General features: G+C 70.3%; 16 protein-coding genes and 1 pseudogene. 8 read left to right on the top strand and 9 right to left on the bottom strand.

Annotated features, from left to right (window positions below; genetic code table 11):
* Positions 1-326: 326 nt before the first annotated feature.
* The gene (locus ACWCPY_RS32225) at positions 327-1,079 is read right to left on the bottom strand and encodes an RraA family protein (RefSeq protein WP_451270933.1); all 753 of its coding nucleotides are present in this window, start codon (positions 1,077-1,079) and stop codon (positions 327-329) included.
* A 169-nt stretch (positions 1,080-1,248) separates the two neighbouring features.
* Here ACWCPY_RS32225 and ACWCPY_RS32220 point away from each other — a divergent pair, with 169 nt between their 5' ends.
* From ACWCPY_RS32220 to ACWCPY_RS32195, 6 genes are all read left to right on the top strand, one after another.
* A complete protein-coding gene (locus tag ACWCPY_RS32220) occupies positions 1,249-2,562 on the top strand; it encodes an alpha-L-fucosidase (RefSeq protein ID WP_451270931.1) in 1,314 nt (437 codons plus the stop codon).
* Complete coding sequence (locus ACWCPY_RS32215) at positions 2,556-4,553, top strand: heparinase II/III domain-containing protein (protein WP_451270929.1); 1,998 nt, start codon at positions 2,556-2,558, stop codon at positions 4,551-4,553. Before ACWCPY_RS32220 ends, ACWCPY_RS32215 begins: the two co-directional genes overlap by 7 nt.
* Positions 4,554-4,764: 211 nt before the next feature.
* Positions 4,765-6,009 (top strand): ABC transporter substrate-binding protein, encoded by a 1,245-nt coding sequence (locus ACWCPY_RS32210; RefSeq protein WP_451270927.1) that lies wholly within the window; start codon positions 4,765-4,767, stop codon positions 6,007-6,009.
* On the top strand, positions 5,988-6,908 hold the full coding sequence (locus ACWCPY_RS32205; protein ID WP_451270925.1) for a carbohydrate ABC transporter permease: 921 nt from the start codon (positions 5,988-5,990) through the stop codon (positions 6,906-6,908). Before ACWCPY_RS32210 ends, ACWCPY_RS32205 begins: the two co-directional genes overlap by 22 nt.
* Positions 6,909-7,023: 115 nt before the next feature.
* Complete coding sequence (locus tag ACWCPY_RS32200) at positions 7,024-7,836, top strand: carbohydrate ABC transporter permease (protein WP_451270923.1); 813 nt, start codon at positions 7,024-7,026, stop codon at positions 7,834-7,836.
* Positions 7,837-7,937: 101 nt separating this feature from the next.
* The gene (locus ACWCPY_RS32195; RefSeq protein WP_451270921.1) at positions 7,938-9,914 is read left to right on the top strand and encodes a right-handed parallel beta-helix repeat-containing protein; all 1,977 of its coding nucleotides are present in this window, start codon (positions 7,938-7,940) and stop codon (positions 9,912-9,914) included.
* A gap of 62 nt (positions 9,915-9,976) precedes the next feature.
* On the opposite strand, the gene ACWCPY_RS32190 is transcribed toward ACWCPY_RS32195, so the two are convergent.
* Both ACWCPY_RS32190 and ACWCPY_RS32185 read right to left on the bottom strand, forming a co-directional pair.
* On the bottom strand, positions 9,977-10,804 hold the full coding sequence (locus ACWCPY_RS32190) for a GntR family transcriptional regulator (protein ID WP_451270919.1): 828 nt from the start codon (positions 10,802-10,804) through the stop codon (positions 9,977-9,979).
* Between the two features lie 296 nt (positions 10,805-11,100).
* Positions 11,101-11,925, bottom strand: a complete 825-nt coding sequence (locus ACWCPY_RS32185) for an amidohydrolase family protein (RefSeq protein WP_451270917.1) — start codon at positions 11,923-11,925, stop codon at positions 11,101-11,103.
* A gap of 110 nt (positions 11,926-12,035) precedes the next feature.
* On the opposite strand from ACWCPY_RS32185, the gene ACWCPY_RS32180 reads away from it, so the two are divergent.
* Positions 12,036-13,982, top strand: a complete 1,947-nt coding sequence (locus ACWCPY_RS32180) for a hypothetical protein (protein WP_451270915.1) — start codon at positions 12,036-12,038, stop codon at positions 13,980-13,982.
* Positions 13,979-14,935: an aldo/keto reductase gene (locus tag ACWCPY_RS32175; protein ID WP_451270913.1), complete on the top strand. Its 957-nt coding sequence runs from the start codon at positions 13,979-13,981 to the stop codon at positions 14,933-14,935. The genes ACWCPY_RS32180 and ACWCPY_RS32175 overlap by 4 nt, the downstream gene beginning before the upstream one ends.
* Before the next feature lie 69 nt (positions 14,936-15,004).
* On the opposite strand, the gene ACWCPY_RS32170 is transcribed toward ACWCPY_RS32175, so the two are convergent.
* From ACWCPY_RS32170 to ACWCPY_RS32145, 6 genes and pseudogenes are all read right to left on the bottom strand, one after another.
* Entirely contained in the window at positions 15,005-15,778 is a 774-nt protein-coding gene (locus ACWCPY_RS32170) for an NADase-type glycan-binding domain-containing protein (protein WP_451270983.1), read from the bottom strand.
* Between the two features lie 393 nt (positions 15,779-16,171).
* Positions 16,172-16,234: pseudogene (locus ACWCPY_RS32165) on the bottom strand (zinc ribbon domain-containing protein); the annotation flags it as partial.
* 4 nt (positions 16,235-16,238) lie between these two features.
* On the bottom strand, positions 16,239-16,802 hold the full coding sequence (locus ACWCPY_RS32160; RefSeq protein WP_329816653.1) for a phage tail protein I: 564 nt from the start codon (positions 16,800-16,802) through the stop codon (positions 16,239-16,241).
* Entirely contained in the window at positions 16,799-18,760 is a 1,962-nt protein-coding gene (locus ACWCPY_RS32155; RefSeq protein ID WP_451270911.1) for a putative baseplate assembly protein, read from the bottom strand. The genes ACWCPY_RS32160 and ACWCPY_RS32155 overlap by 4 nt, the downstream gene beginning before the upstream one ends.
* Positions 18,760-19,185: a GPW/gp25 family protein gene (locus ACWCPY_RS32150; protein ID WP_344510880.1), complete on the bottom strand. Its 426-nt coding sequence runs from the start codon at positions 19,183-19,185 to the stop codon at positions 18,760-18,762. The genes ACWCPY_RS32155 and ACWCPY_RS32150 overlap by 1 nt, the downstream gene beginning before the upstream one ends.
* Positions 19,182-19,499, bottom strand: coding sequence for a PAAR domain-containing protein (locus tag ACWCPY_RS32145; protein ID WP_329816656.1), 318 nt, complete (start codon positions 19,497-19,499; stop codon positions 19,182-19,184). The genes ACWCPY_RS32150 and ACWCPY_RS32145 overlap by 4 nt, the downstream gene beginning before the upstream one ends.
* Between the last annotated feature and the right edge of the window lie 7 nt (positions 19,500-19,506).

Raw genomic sequence — 19,506 nt, 5'->3', positions numbered from 1 at the left:
CCGCGCGCCCGGCCCGCTCCCGCCGTCCAGGCACGGAAGCACACCTGGATCGGCGCGGATTCCACCCTGCCTGTGGCCCGTCCCCAACGCACTTCGCGAGCCGCTCGACACGCCGCTCACTGCCGTCCGCGCCGTTCGGGTGCACATGGACGGTGTGGTCCTGCGAAGGCGAAGCCTCGCACAACTCGGGCCTACCGGGATCGACGGGGATCAGCATCCGGCAACGGCTGCGCGCGACCGCGTGGGGCGGTCCCGCCATGGGACACGGGGTCCGCGAACAGAGCGGGTGCGTCGGCCTGTTCCGCCGCGGACCCCGGACCCGGGGCTCAGGTGGCGGCGGGCCGACTGGCCAGGTACTCGGCGAGGCCCTCGCCGGTGAGCGGATAGTAGTCGGAGAGCCGACCGCCCTCGTCGAGGCGGCGGCGGGCGAACTCCTCACGGTCCTGGTGCAGCAGGGAGTCCTCGGCGAGCGGGATCGCGTTCTGCTGCGGAACGACGACGGCGCCGTCCTCGTCGGCGACGATCAGGTCGCCGGGCGTCACCAGGGAGCCGCCGACGCCGACGGGCACGTTGAACGCGGACGGGAACAGCTCGGTCTGCGAGGCGTAGTGCGGGGTGACTCCGGTGCACCAGATGGGCACGCCGAGCGCGCGGATCCGGGCAGCGTCCCGCACCCGTCCGTCCACCACGATCCCGGCGCCGCCGCGCAGCTTGAAATAGCGCACGAGCATGTCGCCGAGGCAGCCGGTGAAGTGGCTGCCCCGGGCCGACACTACGAGTACGTCGCCGGGCTGGATGGATTCGAGGACGCCCCACAGCGGGGTCTTGCGCTCGATGTCCTCCTGCTCCGCGCCGTTGAAGACGTCCTCGCGCTGCGGCAGGAACTCCAGCGTCACGGCACCGCCGGTGATCTTGACGTCCGGCTCACGGTGCAGCGGCACGGGTCCGTCGATGAACGTCCGGGTGACGCCCATCTGATGCAGCTTCGCGCAGGCCGTCGCCGCGCTCACGTCCTTGAGGGCTTCCACCATCCGAGACGTCGGTCGTACGTAGGCCGAGGTGTGGACCGCCGCTCGCATCGACTCATATGTACGGGACTCCTCCGTCCCGTTGACGCGGGGCGCCCCCGTCGACGGCGCTTCCTGATCCCCAATCGGGTGCATGCACTTGCCTCTCCGCGTGCTCACCGCACGCCACGCCAGTGACATCATCGCCTATCGATGGTAGATAACAGCCAATCGATTAGTGATGTCAATGCGTCTGGAGCCGTCCGTGACCGATGCTTCCGCCGATCCCACCGACTCCCCTGCCCGCACAGGGTGGTTCGAGGCCTCGCGCTTCGGGCTCTTCGTCCACTTCGGCCTGTACAGCCTGGCAGCGCGGCACGAATGGGTACGCAGCCGTGAGGCCATGTCGCATCAGGAGTACGACCGTTACCTGGACCGGTTCGATCCCGATCTGTTCGACGCCAGGCAACTGGCGCGTGCCGCACGGGAGTCCGGGATGCGCTACGCAGTGCTGACCGCCAAGCACCACGACGGTTTCTGCCTGTTCGGCTCGGCACTCTCCGACTACACCTCCGTGCACGCGGCCGGTCGCGATCTGGTGCGCGAGTTCGTCGACGCGATGCGCGCCGAGGGCCTGCGCGTCGGCCTGTACTACTCTCTGCTCGACTGGCACCACGCCGACTTCACGGTCGACGAACACCACCCGCTGCGGGACACCGAGGCCGCGCGGGAGCCCCGTGACATGGCGCGGTACCGGGCGTACATGGAGGGTCAGATACGCGAGCTCCTCACCGACTACGGCCCCATCGACCTGCTCTTCTTCGACTTCACATACCCGGAGAAGGGCCCGGAGGAATGGGGAGCGAGGCAACTGCTCGCTCTGGCGAGAGAGTTGCAGCCGGGCATTCTGGTCAATGACCGGCTCGGCATACCGGGCGACTACGTGACGCCCGAGCAGTATCAGCCCGACCGGCCGCTGGAGCGCGGCGGTGAGCGGGTGCTGTGGGAGGCCTGTCACACGCTCAACGGCTCGTGGGGGTACGACCGCGACAACCACGACTACAAGGACCCCGCGCTGCTGGTCCGCATGCTGGTGCAGTCCGTCGCCTGCGGCGGCAACCTCATCCTGAACGTCGGGCCCACCGGTCGCGGCGCCCTGGACCCCCGGGCCCGCGCCACGCTCCGCGCCATCGGCGAGTGGACCGGGCTGCACTCCCGGTCCGTGCACGGTGCGGGACCGAGCGCCTTCGAGGCGCCCGCCAACGCCCTGTACACGCAGTCCGGGACCCGTCTGTATCTGCACCTGCTGGCCTGGCCTCTGAAACACCTCCATCTGCCGGGCCTGGCCGGGCGCGTACGATACGCCCAACTCCTGCACGACGGCTCGGAGATCCGCTTCCACGAGATGGACGGCGCACGGCACGAGCACAACAATCTCGCGCCACCGGAACAGCCGGCGGGCACCCTCACCCTGACTCTCCCCGTGGCCCGGCCCGACGTGCTGCTCCCGGTGATCGAGCTGGAGCTGGACGGGGAGGAGCGACCTCGATGGTGAGACCGTTGAGCGAGTGCCTTCTGGCGATGCGGGGCGCGGACGGCGGACGGGAGCTGGAGCGGTTGCTCGTCGATCCGGCGAGCCGGGTGGGGGTGCCCGATGTCACCTGCCGCACCGTGTGGGACGCGGTCCCGGGACCGGTCCGGGAGAACGTGCTGAGCGATGCGGCAGCGGAGTTGATGCGCCCAGCACCCCGGCTGGCAGCCGGGGCGTGGGCCCGTACCTTCCGGGACGGTGACCGCAGTGCGTACGAGGACGCGGCCTGGGCACTCCAGGAGCGGGTGTCCGTGCTGGTTCTGGCGGCGGTCCTCACCGGCGAGTCGGCGGATGCGAGGGAGGCCACCGGAGCCTGCCCGCATCTGGACGCCGCGATCGACGGGCTCGTGGCGTTCGCCGAGGCCAGCACCTGGTGCTGGGCACCGCACGAGCGCTTCGCGGCGGAGCGCCGCGACCTCGTGCCTGATCCGGACGACCCCTGTCTCGACCTGGGCGCCGCCGAGGTCGCTTCGCTGTTCGCCTGGGCGGACCACGCCCTGGGGCCCCATCTCGACCTCCGCATGCCGGGGCTTCGACGCCGGCTGCGCCGCGAGGTGGAGCGGCGGGTTCTGCTGCCCTTCGAACGCCGGCGGGACTGGCGCTGGATCGGCATGGACGGCGGCGCCAACAACTGGAATCCGTGGATCCACGGTGCCGTGCTCGCCGCCGCGCTGCTGCTCTGCGCGGACGACACGCGACGCGCCCGCCTCGTACAGCTGGTCGTTCAGGGCCTCGACCACTACGTGGTCACGCTTCCCGACGACGGCGGGATCGACGAGGGCATCGCCTACTGGTGGGTGGGGGCCTGCCGGTTGTTGGAGATCCTCGATCTGCTCGCCGGGGTCGGCGGGCCCGCGCTCGATGCCCGTCGGACCCCTCTTCTCGGGGAGTTGTTGAGATATCCGCAACGCATGCACTTCGGCGGCCGCTGGTACGTAAACGTGGGCGACGCGCCCGCCCGGCTGACCGCTGACCAGCCCTGGCAGGTCCCGTTCCGCTGGGGCAGGCTGCTCGGGCAGCCGGAGACCGTGGCACACGCCTTGGACGGAGCGCGTCGGCAACGCAGTGCCGCACCGCCGCGCCCGGGGCTCGGGCGGGCGCTGGCCGCGCTGACCGACGAGGACTGGTGCCGGGCGCTCACGGCCGGCGGGCCGGACGCCTCCGCGCCCTGGCTGGCCCGCGAGTCATGGCTGCCACGGCTGCAGATCCTGGTCGCCCGCGAGACGGCGGGGAGCACGGCCGGTCTCACCGTCGCGGTGAAGGCGGGCCACAACGGCGAACACCACAACCACCTCGATGTCGGCTCGTACTGGGTGGCTGCCGATGGGCGGCCCATGGTGGTGGACGTCGGCCGCCCCACGTACACCGCGCAGACCTTCGGCCCTGACCGGTACGACGCCTGGCCGTTCCGGAGCGGCTGGCACAACGTGCCCGAGCCCGGCACCGCGCAGCAGCCCGGCCCCGAACACCGGGCCCGGGATGTGCGTGTCGAGCTCGGCCCCGGCAGCACCGGGATGACCGCCGACCTCAGCGGCGCCTATCCCCGCGGCACCCTCACCGCGTGGGACCGCACGGTGCGCCTGGTCCGGGGCGACGGGACCGCTCCCCCGTACGTGAGCGTCAAGGACCGATGGGCAGGGGGCGGGGAGAGCGTGGCCCTGCGTCATGTGCTGGCCGGGCACGTCGAGCTGGAGGACGGCCGCGCCACGGTCACCGCCCCTGACGGGAACAGGCTGGTGATGCAGTGGAATTGCCGGGTCGCAGTCGCCTCCGTCGAACGGAAGGACTTCGACGACCCGCAACTGACCCGGAGTTGGGGTGACCACCTCACCCGGCTCACGCTCACGGTTCACTCCCCTGCAGCCCAAGGTTCCCTCGCTGTGCGATGGTTGCTCGCGCACGAGGGCAGCGAGGACCGGAAGAACGAACTCAGAGGTTTGGCGCAGCACCCTTGAAGAAGCGGGGTGCCGCCCCTAGCATCAACAATCGATAGACGATAGTCACGGAGGCGAGGGCTCCGCCCCGCCTCCACCGCATCGCACCACCCCGCCGGACGGCCTGCACCGATGACCGCCCGCGACCCCCTCCCACTGCTGCTCCACCGGGAACTCTGCGGCTGAATACCAGCTATCGATTATTCACGACTACGCAACGGAGCGTGTCCCGATGAAAACAATGTGGCGTCGTACCTGCGGACTCGCCCTGGCTCCCCTGGTGATGGCATCGGCCGTCGCCTGTGGCAATGGGTCCGACCAGGCCTCGGAGGGCACGACCCTCCGCGTCATCGTGAACATCACGCCGAACCTGACGGAGAAGTACTGGAACGATCTCTTCGACACCTACGAGAAGTCCCACCCCGGTGTCACGGTCAAGCTCGAACTGACCGGCACCATCTCGGCGGACGCGAAGCTGAGGCAGGACCTGGCCGCGGGCGACCCGCCGGACGTCGCCCAGCAGATCACGCCGACCGCCGACACCGCGTCGCTCTTCGCCGACCTGTCCGACCAGCCCTGGACCGCCAGGACTCCGCTGGCCGACCAGTACGCCATAGACGGCAAGCACTACGTGGTCGGTGTGGGTGAGCAGATCCAGTCGCTCGTCTTCTACAACAAGGCCGCTTTCGAGAAGGCCGGGATCGACGCCACGAGCATCCGGACCCTGGATCAGTTCACGGCGGCGATGGGCAGCCTGAAGGGGGCCGGTTACAAGCCGCTGCAGACCGCCGGGCAGTGGGTCACCGGCTCCCAGTTCTCGATGATGGCCGACGCGGGTGTGCTCACCGCCGACCCCGAGTGGACGGCCAAGCGCAAGGACGGCAAGGCCTCCTTCGCCAAGAGCGACTACCTGCCCTACCTGGAGCACTACAAGAGCTGGATCGACAAGGGCTACCTGGACAAGAGTGCCCTCGGTCTCACCTACGCGGACGGACAGACGGCCTTCCTGAACGGCAAGTCCGCCATGTACATCATGGGTTCGTTCTTCGTGCCCGCCGCTGACGCCGCGAAGAAGAGCGACGACATCGGCGTGTTCACCATGCCGACCGACGGGGCCTACCCGTCCGGCCAGTTCGGCAACATCTCCAACCCGTACGTCGTGGTGAACAAGTCCCGGCACAAGGCCGAGGCGATCGAGTTCGTGAAGTGGGCGACCACCGACCCGAAGGCCATCAAGAGCCAGCTCGCCTCCGACGCGAATCTGCGCGAGGGCTTCACGTACCCGATGTCCAGCCTCGGTTCGTCCGTGCAGAAGATCCTGGACAAGGCTCCGTCGGTGATCGTGAAGTCCGGGAAGAGCCAGCCGATCGCCGGGTTCAGCGACGAGCTCAACAAGCAGATCCAGTCCCTGTACACGGGCTCGTCCCCCGCGGGCGCGGCCGACGGATTGGACAAGTGGTGGAACTCGCAGAGCTGAACGCAGGGCTCAAGCAGCGGCGCCGGGCGAGGCTGCGGGACTCGGCGATCTCCCTCGGGATGATGGGCCCGGCCGTCCTGCTCTACACGGTGATGACGGTCGTGCCGGTGGGCGTCGCGGTGTATCTCAGCCTGACCGACTGGGACGGCTTCTCCACCGCCACGTTCACCGGGCTCGACAACTACAAGCACCTGTTCGACGATCCGAGTTCGTCGGACGCCTGGTACGTGACGGGGCTGATCGCCGTGGTCGGCACGGTCCTCATGGTGGGACTGGGGCTCGTGTACGCGCTGGCCCTCAAGGGCCGTTCACGCACGAACTCCTTCTTCCGGGCCGTCGCCTACTTCCCACACGTGATCAGCGCGCTGATTCTCGGCTATCTGTGGGCGGCGATCCTCGGCACCAACGGCGCCATCAACAACACACTCGCCAAGTTCGGCATCGAACCGCTCGGCTTCCTCTTCGACGAGAAGTTCGCGCTGATCTCGCTGATCGCGGTGATCGTGTGGGCCGGATTCGGCTTCAACGTCGTCCTGTTCGTGGCCGCCCTGCAGACGGTACCCGCCGAGCTGCTGGAGGCCGCGGCGATCGACGGCGCCTCCAAGCGGCAGATCAATCTGCGGATCGTGATCCCCATGATCGCTCCCGTGGTCACCGTGGCGACGGTGCTGAACCTGGTGGGGCTCATCCGGGCGTACGACATCGTGGTCAGCCTCACCGGCGGCGGGCCGGCCGGGTCGACGCAGACGTTCACGTACCTCATTCTCGCCCGGTCCTTCGAGGGCACCAAGGTCGGGTACGCGACCGCGCAGGCAGTGTTCCTGATGGTGGTGTCCGCCGTGCTCGCCCTCCTCGTGACGGCGTTGCGCAACCGTCAAGACCAAGCTGCGACAGGTTAGTTAGGAGCCGGTGGTGGTCGTACTAGAGGCAGAGGTCCGCGACAGGCCGAAGGCCGCGCCGACCGAAGGTGGTGTCCCGGCGCGGCGCACGGAACACAAGGAGCCGCGCTCACCGGTGCGGTGGGTCCTACTGGGTGTGCTCCTCGTCGTCATGGTCGTGCCGATCTACCTGCTCGTGGTGAACGCCTTCAAGTCACAGCAGGACATCCTCGACAACCCGTTCTCGATCCCCCTGAGCGGGCTGACCTTCGAGCACATGTCGGCGGCGATCAACAGCCCGCAGTTCAACGTCATCGGCGGTTACGGCTTCACGCTGTTCCTCGTCGTGGTCGTGGACGTGCTGTGCATCCTGCTCGCGGGCCCGGCCGCGTACGCGATCGCGCGCAGCCTCAAGCGGCGTACGCAGCTGGTGCTGCTGTACTTCCTGGCCGGCACGTTCATCCCGGGCGCCGCCGTGATCATCCCGGTGATCTATGTGCTGCGCGAGGTGGGCCTGGCCAATACCGTGACCGGTCTGGTCGCGCACGATGTGGCGTCCACACTGCCGGTGAGCATCTTCCTGTTCGTCGGTTTCATCCGCACCATTCCGGTGGACATCGATCACGCGGCGACGATCGACGGCGCGGGCCGGTACCGGACGTTCTGGTCCATCATCTTCCCGCTGATGCGTCCCGCGGTCGTCACGGTGCTGATCCTCAACTCGATCGGGATCTGGAACGACTTCGTCTCGCCGCAGATCCTGCTCAGCCCGTCCTCCGGGCACTACACGGTCACGACGGCGATCTACGCCGGCATCAGTCAGTACTCGACCGACCTGACGAAGGTGTTCCCGAACCTGCTGCTCGCCGTCGCGCCCGTCGTCATCTTCTTCATCTACATGCAGCGCCACATCATCAGCGGTCTCACCGTCGGCGCGGTGAAGGGATGAGCCGCGAGAGCACGGGCCGCAGGCAGACGGCCGGGCTCGATGTTTCCCGTCCGAGAGAGAGCCGAACCAAGAGAGAGGATCACGGAGTGCTGAGGAGTTGGATGCCACGGTCCCGCAGGGGACCGTGGTCCGCAGCCGCCCTGCTCGCCGCCCTGACCGTGGTGGTGGCCGGTCAGCCCGCCGCCGCCCATCCGGTCAAGTTCCGGACGGGACAGACGTATTACGTCTCACCGTCCGGCCAGGACACCGTCGGCGGCAGAAGCCCCCGGGCGCCGTTCCGGCACATCCAGAAGTGTGCCGACGTGATGGTGCCGGGCGATACGTGCCTGGTCCTGTCCGGCACGTACGAGGAGACCGTGGTGCCGGCCCGTTCCGGCACCGCCGAGCTGCCGATCACGTACCGCGCCGCCCCGGGTGCGGAGGTCACGGTCAGCGGGGCCTCCCGGATCGGCGGCTTCGAGCCGGTCACCGCCGCCGATGTCACCGAGATCGCCAAGTCCGACCCGTACGCCGCGGACTCGCAGTTCAGCGAAGCGGTGGCGGCCGGGCACATCTACAGCACCGGCGTCGACCTCGGCGCGGACGTGACCACCGTGCAGGTGTTCACCGACAAGAAGATGGGCATCGAGGCCCAGTGGCCGTATCCCGGTCTCGATCTCCTCGACCCCACGCTCCAGTACGCCGGTGAGGGCAGCGCGGACGCCACCATCGCCGACGCGGACCTGACCCGCCCGGCAGGGTACTGGGACGGTGCGCGTGCCCTCACCGGCTACTGGTACATCTCGTCCACCACCACGGTGAAGAGCTCCGCCACCGGCTCGGTGACGCTGGACGCGGCACCGCCGTGCGTGCACAAGGTGGTGCCCAAGGAGACCCGGTACGCGCTCTCCGGGAAGATCGGTGAACTCGCGCATCCCGGCGAGTGGTTCTACGACCCGACCGCGAAGCGCCTGTACATGTACGGCACCGACGACCCGGACACCCACACCGTCGAGGCCAAGCGGCGCACCCTCGGCTTCGACCTGACGAACGCGGGTCACACGACGATCGCGGGCATCGGCCTGTTCGCCACCACGATCAAGACGGGTCCCTCCAGTACCGGCGTCACTCTGGACGGCATCAACGGCCGGTATCTGTCGCACTACACGGACATCACCCGGGGTGCGACGGACTGCGGCAGCACGGTGACACGGGGCGTCGGTGACACCGGCATCGTCCTCGACGGCACCCATAACAAAATCGTGAACAGCGATCTGGCGCTGAGCGCCGGGAACGGCATCGCGCTGCGCGGACAGAACAACACCGCCACGGACAACGTGATCCGCGACGTCGACTACATGGGCACCTATGCTGCGGGCATCGCCGTGCAGGGCAACAGCCAGACGGTCACGCACAACACGATCTCCCGCGCCGGCCGCAGCGGGATCAACCTCCAGTGGAACGAGGTGAGCGGACTCACCCCGGGCAAGGACCTGATCGCGTACAACGACATCTCCGGGTACGCCCGGCTCAGCCTGGACGTCGCCGCGATCTACACCTGTTGCAGCGCCTGGATGATGGGCACCTCCATCGACCACAACGTGCTGCACGACCCGGCACCGACCACGACCTCCACCACGTTCGGGATCTCGGGGGTCTACGCGGACAACGGCCAGAGCGATCTGGTGATCGCGAACAATGTGGGCTGGGGCAACCGGGAGGGCACGGTGATGCTCAACGGTCTGGGCACCGGGTCGCACGACAACAGCGTCTACAACAACACCGGTGGAATGACGCTGTTCTATGTGAAGGAGCCGGGGCAGTCGACCGGCACCAGGATCTACAACAACATCGGCACGATCCGCGGCCTGGACGGCGCCACCGACGGCGGGCTCGTGCTCTCCAACAACCTTCCCACGGGCGTCGATCCGCTCTTCGTCGACGCGGCGAACCACGACTTCCGGCTGACCGCGGAATCCCCCGCACGCAATCAGGCGATTCCGCTGCCGGGAATCAATGACGGTTCCACGGACGCGACTCCGAGTCTGGGCGCCTTCCAGTTCGGGGCACCGAAGTGGACTGCGGGCGCCCGTCGGTAGCCCGCGCGCGACACGGCCGTGGGCCCGATCCGGAATTCCGGGTCGGGCCCACGGCCGATTGGTCAATTCGACTTCGCCGCCGGTTTCACGGCCGCGGTCTTCCTGGCCGGCGTCTTTCCGGCCGCCGTCCTGGCCGCCGCCGCCCTCGCGGCCGCCGTCTTCTTCGCCGCGGCGGCCTTCTTGCGCGGCTTCTTGGCCTCCCGCGCGTCCGGGACGGGTCCGCGGCCGGCCGCGTGGTCGGCGAAGGCCTCGGCCGCCTTGTCGGGCTCCCCGGACCGCAGCAGGCCGACGAGACGGCCGTGTTCATCGGCCATCGCACACCAGTCGCCCTCGAAGAGCGGGTCGGAGATGGCCCGCAGGGTGCGCAGGCTCGGCTCGATGACCTCCCACATCCGGGCCAGGAACGGATTGCCCGCGTACTGGCTGACCAGGGTGTGGAACTCTATGTCGGCGTCGCGGAAGCCGCTGACGTCGTTCGCGGCGACCGCCTCGTGCATCCGCTCGACCAGTGCATCGAGCTCGGTGAGCTGTTCCTCGGTGATGTGCTCGGTGGCGAGCCGGGCGGCCAGGCTTTCCAGGGGTTCGCGGACCTGACGGGCGTACTCCGCGTCCTGCGAGGAGATCTCGACGACGAAGTGGCCGCGACGCGGGACATGTGTCAACAGACCCTCACGGGCGAGCCGCTTGACGGCCTCGCGCACCGGGGCCTGGCTGACGCCGAGCCGCCGGGCGATCTCCGATTCGACCACTCGGTCGTTCGGCGCGAGATCGCCCTCGACGACGGCCTGGCGGAGCAGTTCGTACACCTGGTCCGAGATCAGGGTCTTGCGGAACCGGTCCTTGTTGGTGGCCAGCGTGGAGACGAATCCACCCGACGCATTAGATGCCATGAATACCCAATCCTGCACGGGGGCACGTCAGTTGCGACATAATACGCGCCCGTCTTCTCTCGATGGAGTCACATCGAGGTTTCCAGCTGCCTGTCTTCCGGCCGTTCCCGTTCGACAACTTCACGGGCGGTTCGAAATGTGCCATCGGGCCTCTCCGCGGAGGTGGGGACCGACTCTCGGCGAGGTGAAGTCGGTCACTTTTCATCGCCTATCGATCATCGAGGGAATCGAAGCAGGGGCGTTCGAGCACTGTCAACCGCGCGGACGCCGACCGTATGCACATCAGCCACGCGGGCTCAGCCGTCGAGCCCGTACACGCGGACCGCGTTCGTATGCAGTACGCGATCGAGCTGATCGGCCGCCAGATGGGACAGCCCGAGCCTGGACGTGGCGAGCGAGTCGGCCCGTGAGCCGCGGGGCAGGCAGATCGGCCAGTCGGAGCCGATGAGACAGCGGTCGGGCCCGAGCGTGTCCACGACGTGTCGCACCATGTGTGCGATGCGCTGCGGCGGGAGCCCGTGCTGCTGGGTGAGCAGCCCGGAGATCTTCACCACCACGTTCGGACTCGCGGCGGCGCGCTCCACATCACGGAACCACTCCCCCGCCTCCGGTGCGCGCGGGTCCGGGGCGTTGCCCAGGTGGTCGACGACGACGGTGAGCCCGGGATGCCGGGCGCCGACCTCGGCGGCCGCCGCCAACGCTCCACGGTGCAGATTGAGTTCCAGCGAGACACCCGCGTCCTCCAGCCCGGGGACGAGCGCGCGGGCCGGCTCGGGGGTGTCCGTCCACGAGGAGCCGCCGAGCCGCATCCCGTTGGGGCGGGTGTTCCCCAGGTCCTGGAGACGGGCGCGGAAGGCATCGGGCCCGTCCGCGCCGTGGACGTGCAGATTGGCCACGTATCCGATGACCAGTTCCGGACGGCGCCGGCGCAGTTCACGCAGGGCGAGCGTCTCTCCCGCGTCGCCCCGGGACGCCTCGACCAGGATCGCCCCGGCAAGGTCGAGGCCCGCACCCGACTGCTCCAGGTCGTCCTCGTCGAAGGCGCGATGGTGCTCGCCGCCCGGCCGGATCCACGGGAATCCCTCGGCCGGATCCCACAGGTGGACATGGCAGTCGATCACGGTGCGCCTCCTCCTCGGGCCTGTCGGGGCCGCTCCGAAGTATTGACACTTCGGCCCCCCTCCTATGAGTCTAACTATCGGCTATCGATGGGCGATTGTTCAATCCGTACATGACGAGGGTGCAGGTGTTCTCGATGCTCAGGCCTGAACGAACCGGCGACGCGCGCAGCACGGGCGAGGCGCACGGACCTCTGCTGACCGCGACCCGGCGCGTCAGTGAGGTCCCCGAGTGGGCTTACTTGGAAAGGGAGTTGTTCGCGGCCCAGGACAAGGCATGGCGACTCTTCGCCGACCGCTACACCGAGGGCGACGGCCGTCTCGTCTTCCGCGACACGCTCGGGCGGGGCATGGACGGCCGGGACGGCGTGGACGACTTCTACGAGCCGTTCTTCAACTGGCCGACGCTCTATCTGCTCGGCGGCAGCGCGGAGCTGCTGACCGCCGCGCGGCGCCACTGGCGCGGAGTCACCGCGCAGCTCACCGAGATGGGGATGCTCTCCGACGGTCTGGAGCGGGGCTACGACTGGTTCCACCAGGGCGAGGGACTGCTCCTCTTCTACGGCCTGTGCCTGGCCGACCCGCACGACGCGGAACTGCGCGAACTCGCCGTCCGCTTCGCCGATTTCTACCTTCCCGGCGGCCCCAACTACGACCCCGGGCACCGCCTCCTGCGCGCCCCGCACAACGGCTCGGCGGGCCCGCGCTTCGGCTTCAGCGACGAGGAGGCGTACTTCCCGTGGAGCCTGGCGCTGCGCCCGTACGGTCTGCCGCTGGACGGGGTCGACGACGTCGCGTCCTTCGACGACCTGGCAGCGTCGCCCGAGCGTGCCCGCGCGTACGGCCGCGCGATGTGGGACCGGATGGGCCGGGGTGACACGATCGTGAACCTCGCTGCCACCGGCCTCGCCACCAACGCCTTCCTGCTCAGCGGGGAACAGCGTTACGCGGACTGGGTGGCCGAGTACGTCGACGTGTGGCAGGAACGGCTCGCGGGCCGCGACGTCGTGCCCGACAACGTCGGCCTGAACGGTGTGGTGGGCGAGTACCTGGACGGCCGCTGGTACGGCGGCCATTACGGCTGGTCGTGGCCGCACGGCCTGTCCCCCGTCGGCAGCGCCACCGTCATCGGCGCCGCCAACGCGACACTCCTCACCGGGGACCGGGGCTTCCTGGACCTCGCCCGCAATCCGCTCGACGCGGTGCTGCGCCATGCCGAGCAGCGCGGCGCCGACGGGATGGGCACCCTGGGCGAGCGCTGGGAGCCGCACCTGCGCGCGATGACGGCCGAGCGCACCCTGATGGTGCCGCAGCGGCACAACGACTCCGGCTGGTTCGACTTCACCGTCATGCCGGGCCAGCTCCCGCTCGCGCTGTGGCACTTCAGCCGCGAGCAGGCCGACCGGGACCGGATCGAGCATCTGCGCGCCGAGTCCCACTGGGACTGGACCACCGTGCACACCCAGCGGATCAAGGACGAGGCCGGGCACGAGGAGCCCTGGTACGAGTTCCTGCACGGGCGGAACCCGCACTTCCCCGAGCGGATGCTGCGCAGCGCCCTCGCGAGCTGCGCCGAGCGGGTCGAGGCCATCGAGAGCGACACCGTCGACCCGGCCGTCGGCCCCGACGCCCTGGACATCCACCACTGGCAGCACCTCAACCCCGTGGTGACGGAAGCCCTGTTGCAGCTGACCACGGGCTCGCCGCAGGTCCTCTACAACGGCGGCCTCGCCCAACTGCATGTGCGCTACCACGATGCGGAAGCCCACCGCCCCGGCCTGCCGCAGGACGTCGCCGCGCTGGTCCGCGACATCCGCCCGGACCACACGGTGGTGGAGCTGCTCAACCTCGGCGGTACGGCGCGCTCCCTGCTGGTGCAGGCGGGGTCGTTCGCCGAGCACCACGTCGCCACCGTCCGTGTGGACGACGGACCCGAGCTGCCGGTCGACGGGCCGTACTGCCGCGTCGGCCTTCCCGGGAACTCAAGGATCCGGCTGACCCTGACCATGACGCTGCGCGCGAGCCGCGCGGCCTGTGCCTCCCCGTGGGAGACGGCATGACCGACACCGCCGCAACGAGCCGGCTGCCCTTCACCCTGCCCCGCCTCGGCATCGGCACCGCTCCCCTGGGCGGGCTCTTCGAGGAGGTCACCGAGCAGGAAGCCGCCGCGACCCTAAGGGCCGCCTCCGAGGCCGGGATCACGTACTTCGACACCGCGCCCCGCTACGGACACGGCCTCGCCGAACAACGCCTGGGCCGCCTGCTGCCCCCGTCCGGGGACACCGGCCCGGTGATCTCCACCAAGACGGGCTGGCTGCTGCGCCCCCGGCCGGACGGCTCACCCGGTGAGGTGATCACCGACTGGACCGAGCGCGGGATCCGCGAGTCCCTGGAGTCGAGCCTGACCCGCCTGGGCCGCTCCAGCGTCGACATCCTGTATCTGCACGACCCGGACGACTACCCGGACGAGATACGCCGCACGGCCTATCCGGCGGTGCGCAAGCTGCGTGACGAGGGGCTGATCCGGGCGATCGGATTCGGCATGAACCACAGCGGGCCACTCGCCTCGTACGTGGCGGAGTTCGAGGTCGACGTCGTGCTCATCGCGGGCCGCTTCTCACTCCTGGACCACGAGGCGCTCACCACCCTGCTGCCGCTGTGCGCCAGGACGGGCACGGCGGTGGTCGTCGGCGGCGTCTTCAACACCGGGCTGCTGGCAGACCCGTCCCCCGGCGCCATGTTCAACTACCGACCGGTTCCCACGGAGGCACTGGAGCGGGCGCGCCGGTGCCGGGCGCTGTGCGAGGAGTACGAGGTGCCGCTCCCCGCGGCCGCCATCCAGTTCCCGCTGCTGCACGACGCCGTCGACTCGGTCGTCCTCGGCTGCCGTTCGGCGGCCGAGGTGACGGCGAACGCGGCGGCTGCCCGCTTCCCGGTCCCGGACGAGCTGTGGCAGCGGCTCGCGGAAGCCGGATTCGTGCCCGGGCAGTTGCTGGACGGGCGCGCAGGGTAGCGCCTCCCGGGAGCAGGCCGGGCAGGCCGGAGCGGCGCCGCTCCGGCCTGCTCCGGGTGGTGTCCGGCCTCAGGTGCGCTTGAAGATCTCGACCTCCCCGACCGCGATCGGCCGCCCCTCGCCCTGACCGGACGCGGCCCTCAGCACGAGCCGTACGGAGACGACGTCGCTGATGCCGGTCCGCATCGTCTGCCGGCCCGGCTTGTCGGTGAGCGTCATCGTCTTCTCGTGGATCTCACCGTCCGCGGAAGTGATGATCACATCGGCCCGGGTGGGCCTGGCTCCTTGCCGGAATTCCTCGGGCTCCGTCGACACGCCGGGGTACACCACGACGCCGACCAGCCGGAACGGCTTGTCGAAGGTGCACGTCAGCGACGAGCCGAGCGTGGGTGCCCCCCAGTATTTGTTGGTCAGGCCGTCGACGGCGGCGGACGCCGGATGGCCGGGAGCATGTGCGCTCGCGGTGACCCCGGTCGGACTGATCTCCGCCGTCCCGCCGAGCTTGTCCCGTACGTCCTCGAAGACGTAGCGCCCGGCCGGCACGAGCAGGAAGCCCGCGAACAGCAGCCCGACGACCACCAGCACCAGCACGGTCCGCCGCAGCGCCCGGCCCGATCCGCTTCGCACCCGGCGGCGGAACGGCCACACCGTACGCCACCACGGCAGCGGCGCGGACTGTTCCCTGACCTGCAACGGTGCGGCGCAGCGACGGCAGAACTTGCGTCCCGGCAGGTTCGGCGTGCCGCACGCCGGGCACGGCGGCCCGTCCGGTTCCTCGTCCTCCGTCACGGGCCTCACGACGGGCCGCCGGGCGATCGGCCTGGCCGGCTGCACCGCGACCACGGGCTCCTCCGGTGCCGCCGGCTGCGACGGTTGCGGTGCTTGCGGCCGGACAGGAGCGGGCTGCGCCGGTGGTTCGGGGCGGACAGGAGCGGGCGGGGCCGGTCGCGGGGCCGGCTCCGGTGCCGGGACGGGCTCCGCGGGCGGCGGCGCGGCGGCTGGCTCCGGTGCACGCGTGGGCGCCGGTCGTGCCGCCGGCTCGGGGCGCGGAGTGGGCCGGTCCCCGGCCGGCGGGGCCTCGGGTTCCGGGGCGGGGCCGGTCACGGGCTCGGCCGGGGTTCCGGCCGCGGGCTCGGCTGCCGGGCCCGTCGGTTCGGTGGGCGGAGCGGGGGCGGCGGGTTCCGCCGCGGCGGGCGCGTTCTGCGACGCCCTGGACGACCAGCCCAGGTAGGAGCCGCAGTTACCGCAGAACTCGTCGTCCTCGCGGTTGGCCGAACCGCACGCCGGACACGAACGCATCGTGTCAGCCTCCTGTCTCGTCTGGCGGGCCCGGCAGGATCTCCACCCGGCATGTGAGGTGTACGGGGCACGAGGCCGCGACGACGTCCAGGACACGGTTCGCGTCCACCGGTCCGCCGTGCAACGCCCAGACGCGGACCAGCAGTTCTCCGGTCGGTGGCGGAGGCAGCTCCGCGCCCGGACGGGACGACCATGTGGCGCCGCCGCCGTCCTGGACATCGGCGCCCACGCCGAAGCAGAGCCGGAGGTGCTCGACCAGGCCGCGACGGGTGCCGCGCCGGCGGTGCAGCTCGACGGCGCGCGCAACGACGGCCCGCCGCAGCCCCTCGGGCCACGCCGGATCGATGTCGGCGGCCACCCAGGACGACAGCCAGGGCAGGAAGTCGGCCGGTGCCAGCGACGGGTCGAAGTAGGCCGGGAGGTTGTCCAGGGTGGACAGGACGGGTGCCAGTACGGTGTCGAGGCCCGCGGTGAACCGCTGGGCCAGGTCGTCGTCCGCGTAGAGCGCGGGCAGCAGCCCGCCGATCGGATAGCGGCTGGCGAGCCCCGGAACCGCTGCTCTGGTCATGAGCCGTCACCGGCCACGCTCGCGATGACCTCCACCTGGTGCTGGTGCGAGAAGACCAGAGCACCCGGGGCGACGTCGATCCGCTGCACCGCCGCCCCGCGCCGGCCGGTGATCGGGTCCGCGGGGAACATCCGTACCTCCTCCACCAGGGACACCCCCGTCACGCCCTGGAGCACGGCGAAGATCTCGCCGTACTGCACCGGCCTGCCGAACGGCCACCCGGTCCCGTCCGCACCGCCCCGCAGCGGGTCGATGTGGCGGAACAGCGCCGCGACCGCGTCCGCCCGGACCCGGTCCACGTCGCCGCCGGCCGTCACCAGCCTGGCCACCACGGTCACTCCCTGGTACGCGGGCGGTTCCACCACCAGCCGGGTGCCGACCAGCCGCCGTTCGTCGAGCCGCTCCGTGACCGCCGCGAGCACCGGGTCCGACGGGATCAGCTGCTCGAACCGGAGCTGTCCGCCCTCGTCGGCGACCGCGTCGGGCACCACCAGGACCCGTACCGCGCCCGCTTCGCCCGCGACGGCGGGCAGGCACCGGACCCTGCGCAGCGAGGGCGCGGCCTCGCGGGCGACGGCCTCGTAGTCCCCGGCCGTGACCGCCCGTTCCTGCACCCGCAGGATGTTCGGTGCCCGGACCTTCGCGTTCTCCACGGTCTCGCCGTCGACCCCGCCCCGGGCCGCCTCGCGGTTGTCCACGCCCGCCACGTACGGCACCGAGCTGCGCAGCACACTGATCGCGCCCCGGGCCACGTTGCCGGCCGCGCCGCCGCCGGTCCGGTAGCGCGGGATCCTCAGCTGTGCCCCCTTCTCGGGCACCTGCCCGTAGGCGCGCATCGTTCCGTCCGGTTCGCGTACCTCGGGCGGGAAGGCGAACTCGCCGGAGACGGCGTCGATCCGTACATGCCGGTCGTGCGGCGAGGAGGCGCCGAAGTGCTCCACCGCGGTCCAGTCCTGCCAGCCGTCCGCGGAGGACACCTGGACGACCGGCGGCTCCCCGTCCAGCAGCAGCGGTGCCCTGCGCACGGAGAACCGCTGCCCGGCGACACCTTCGGAGGTGCCGAGCGGGACGTCGAGGACGGTCTCCGCGTGTTCGACGTCCGCCGTGCCGCCGACGGTGAACACCTCGGCCTCCCGGATCGTCGGCGACTCGGAGTAGAAGGGCTGGCCCGGCTCCGGTGCGGTGACCCGGCAGCGCAGCCATCCCGCCCGGGTCCCCGCCGTCACCGAGGTGGTGTGTCCGGCGGGGACGAACACGATCACCTCGCCGGGCCTGTTCAGCCCGCCGGTGCTGTCGGTGCCGGTCTGGCAGGTGACCCAGCGGGCACCGTCCCACGCCTCCCACACCAGCGGGGGCTGGCGCGGGTCGACGCCGACGCCCTCCACCCGGCTGTCCAGGCGTACGGCGACGATGCAGCGGGGCACGGCGGTGGGCAGCCCGAACAGCAGGGCGTCACCGGGCTCCGGGCGGGGCTGGAAGCACGGGATGTCCTTGCCGGCGCCGAGCGGTGCGGTGCGGTCGGTCTGGTCGCCGGACACCGGCGCGGTGACGAGCCGGACCAGTGAACTCGGCACGATCGGCAGCTCTTCGGAGGTGGAGAACACCACCGCCTCCGCGGACTCGCCGCGCGAGGTGGCGACCTCCGTGCCCGCAGGGAGCCGCACGGTCTCCGGCTGCGGCGCGGACAGCCAGAAATCGACCTCCGCCCGCGCCACCGTCGGCGGGAAGAGGGTGACGCCCAGCAGGTCGAGGAAGGCCGCGTAGTTCTTGTCCGGCACCCGGTTCAGCCGGTACAGCAGCTGGTCGACCATGTAGGCGAAGGTCTCGATGAGCGTGACCCCGGGGTCCGACACATTGTGGTCGGTCCACTCGGGTGAGCGCTGCTGGACGTACCGCTTGGCCTCGTCCACGAGTTGCTGGAAGCGACGGTCGTCCAGGTTGGGTGAGGGCAGGGCCATCAGCGCACTCCCGATTCTTCGGAGCCCTCGGAGGACGGAATGGTGTAGAAGGGGAAGACGAGGTTGCGCAGGTCGTTCGTGGCCCGCACGGTGTAGTGCACGTCGATGTACAAGGTGCCCTCCTCGATGGCGTCGAACGCGATCACCACATCCGTCACCTCGATGCGCGGCTCCCACCGCTCCAGCGAGGTGCGGACCTCGTGTGCGATGCGCCCGGCGGTGGCGCCGTCACCCGGGGCGAAGACGTAGTCGTGGATGCCGCAGCCGAACTCCGGGCGCATCGGCCGCTCGCCCGGCGCCGTGCCGAGCACCAGCCCGATCGCCTCCTCGATCTCGCGGTCCCGCTCGACCATGCCGATGCCGCCCGTGGCGCCGACCCGCAACGGGAAGCCCCAGCCGCGTCCGATGAATCCGCTGCCGCTCACATCGGGCCCCCGATCAGTACGTTCAGCGCACCGCTGATGATGGGCGCGCCGCAGCTGGTGTTGTCCCGCATCCGGGCGGCAGGGAGCCCGCCGATCAGGACCTGACCGGTGACCGCGGCGGCCGGATTGGGCATGATCACATTCCCCGGCCCGAGCGCGGCGTGCGGGGGAACGACGCACACGTGCAGGCTCCCGGTGACGGCCGCCGGCCGGCCGCCGATCAGCACAGTGGCGACGGCCACCGCACCCGGGGGCGGGGTGCCGATGAGGCCGCCGTGGGCGGTGCTGTCGCCCGTGCGGGCTGCGGGGGGCATGGTCGGT

The sequence above is a fragment of the Streptomyces sp. NPDC002403 genome (assembly GCF_053593015.1).
Note: the sequence above shows the minus strand (reverse complement) of the source record. Positions and strands in the feature narration are given on the sequence as shown.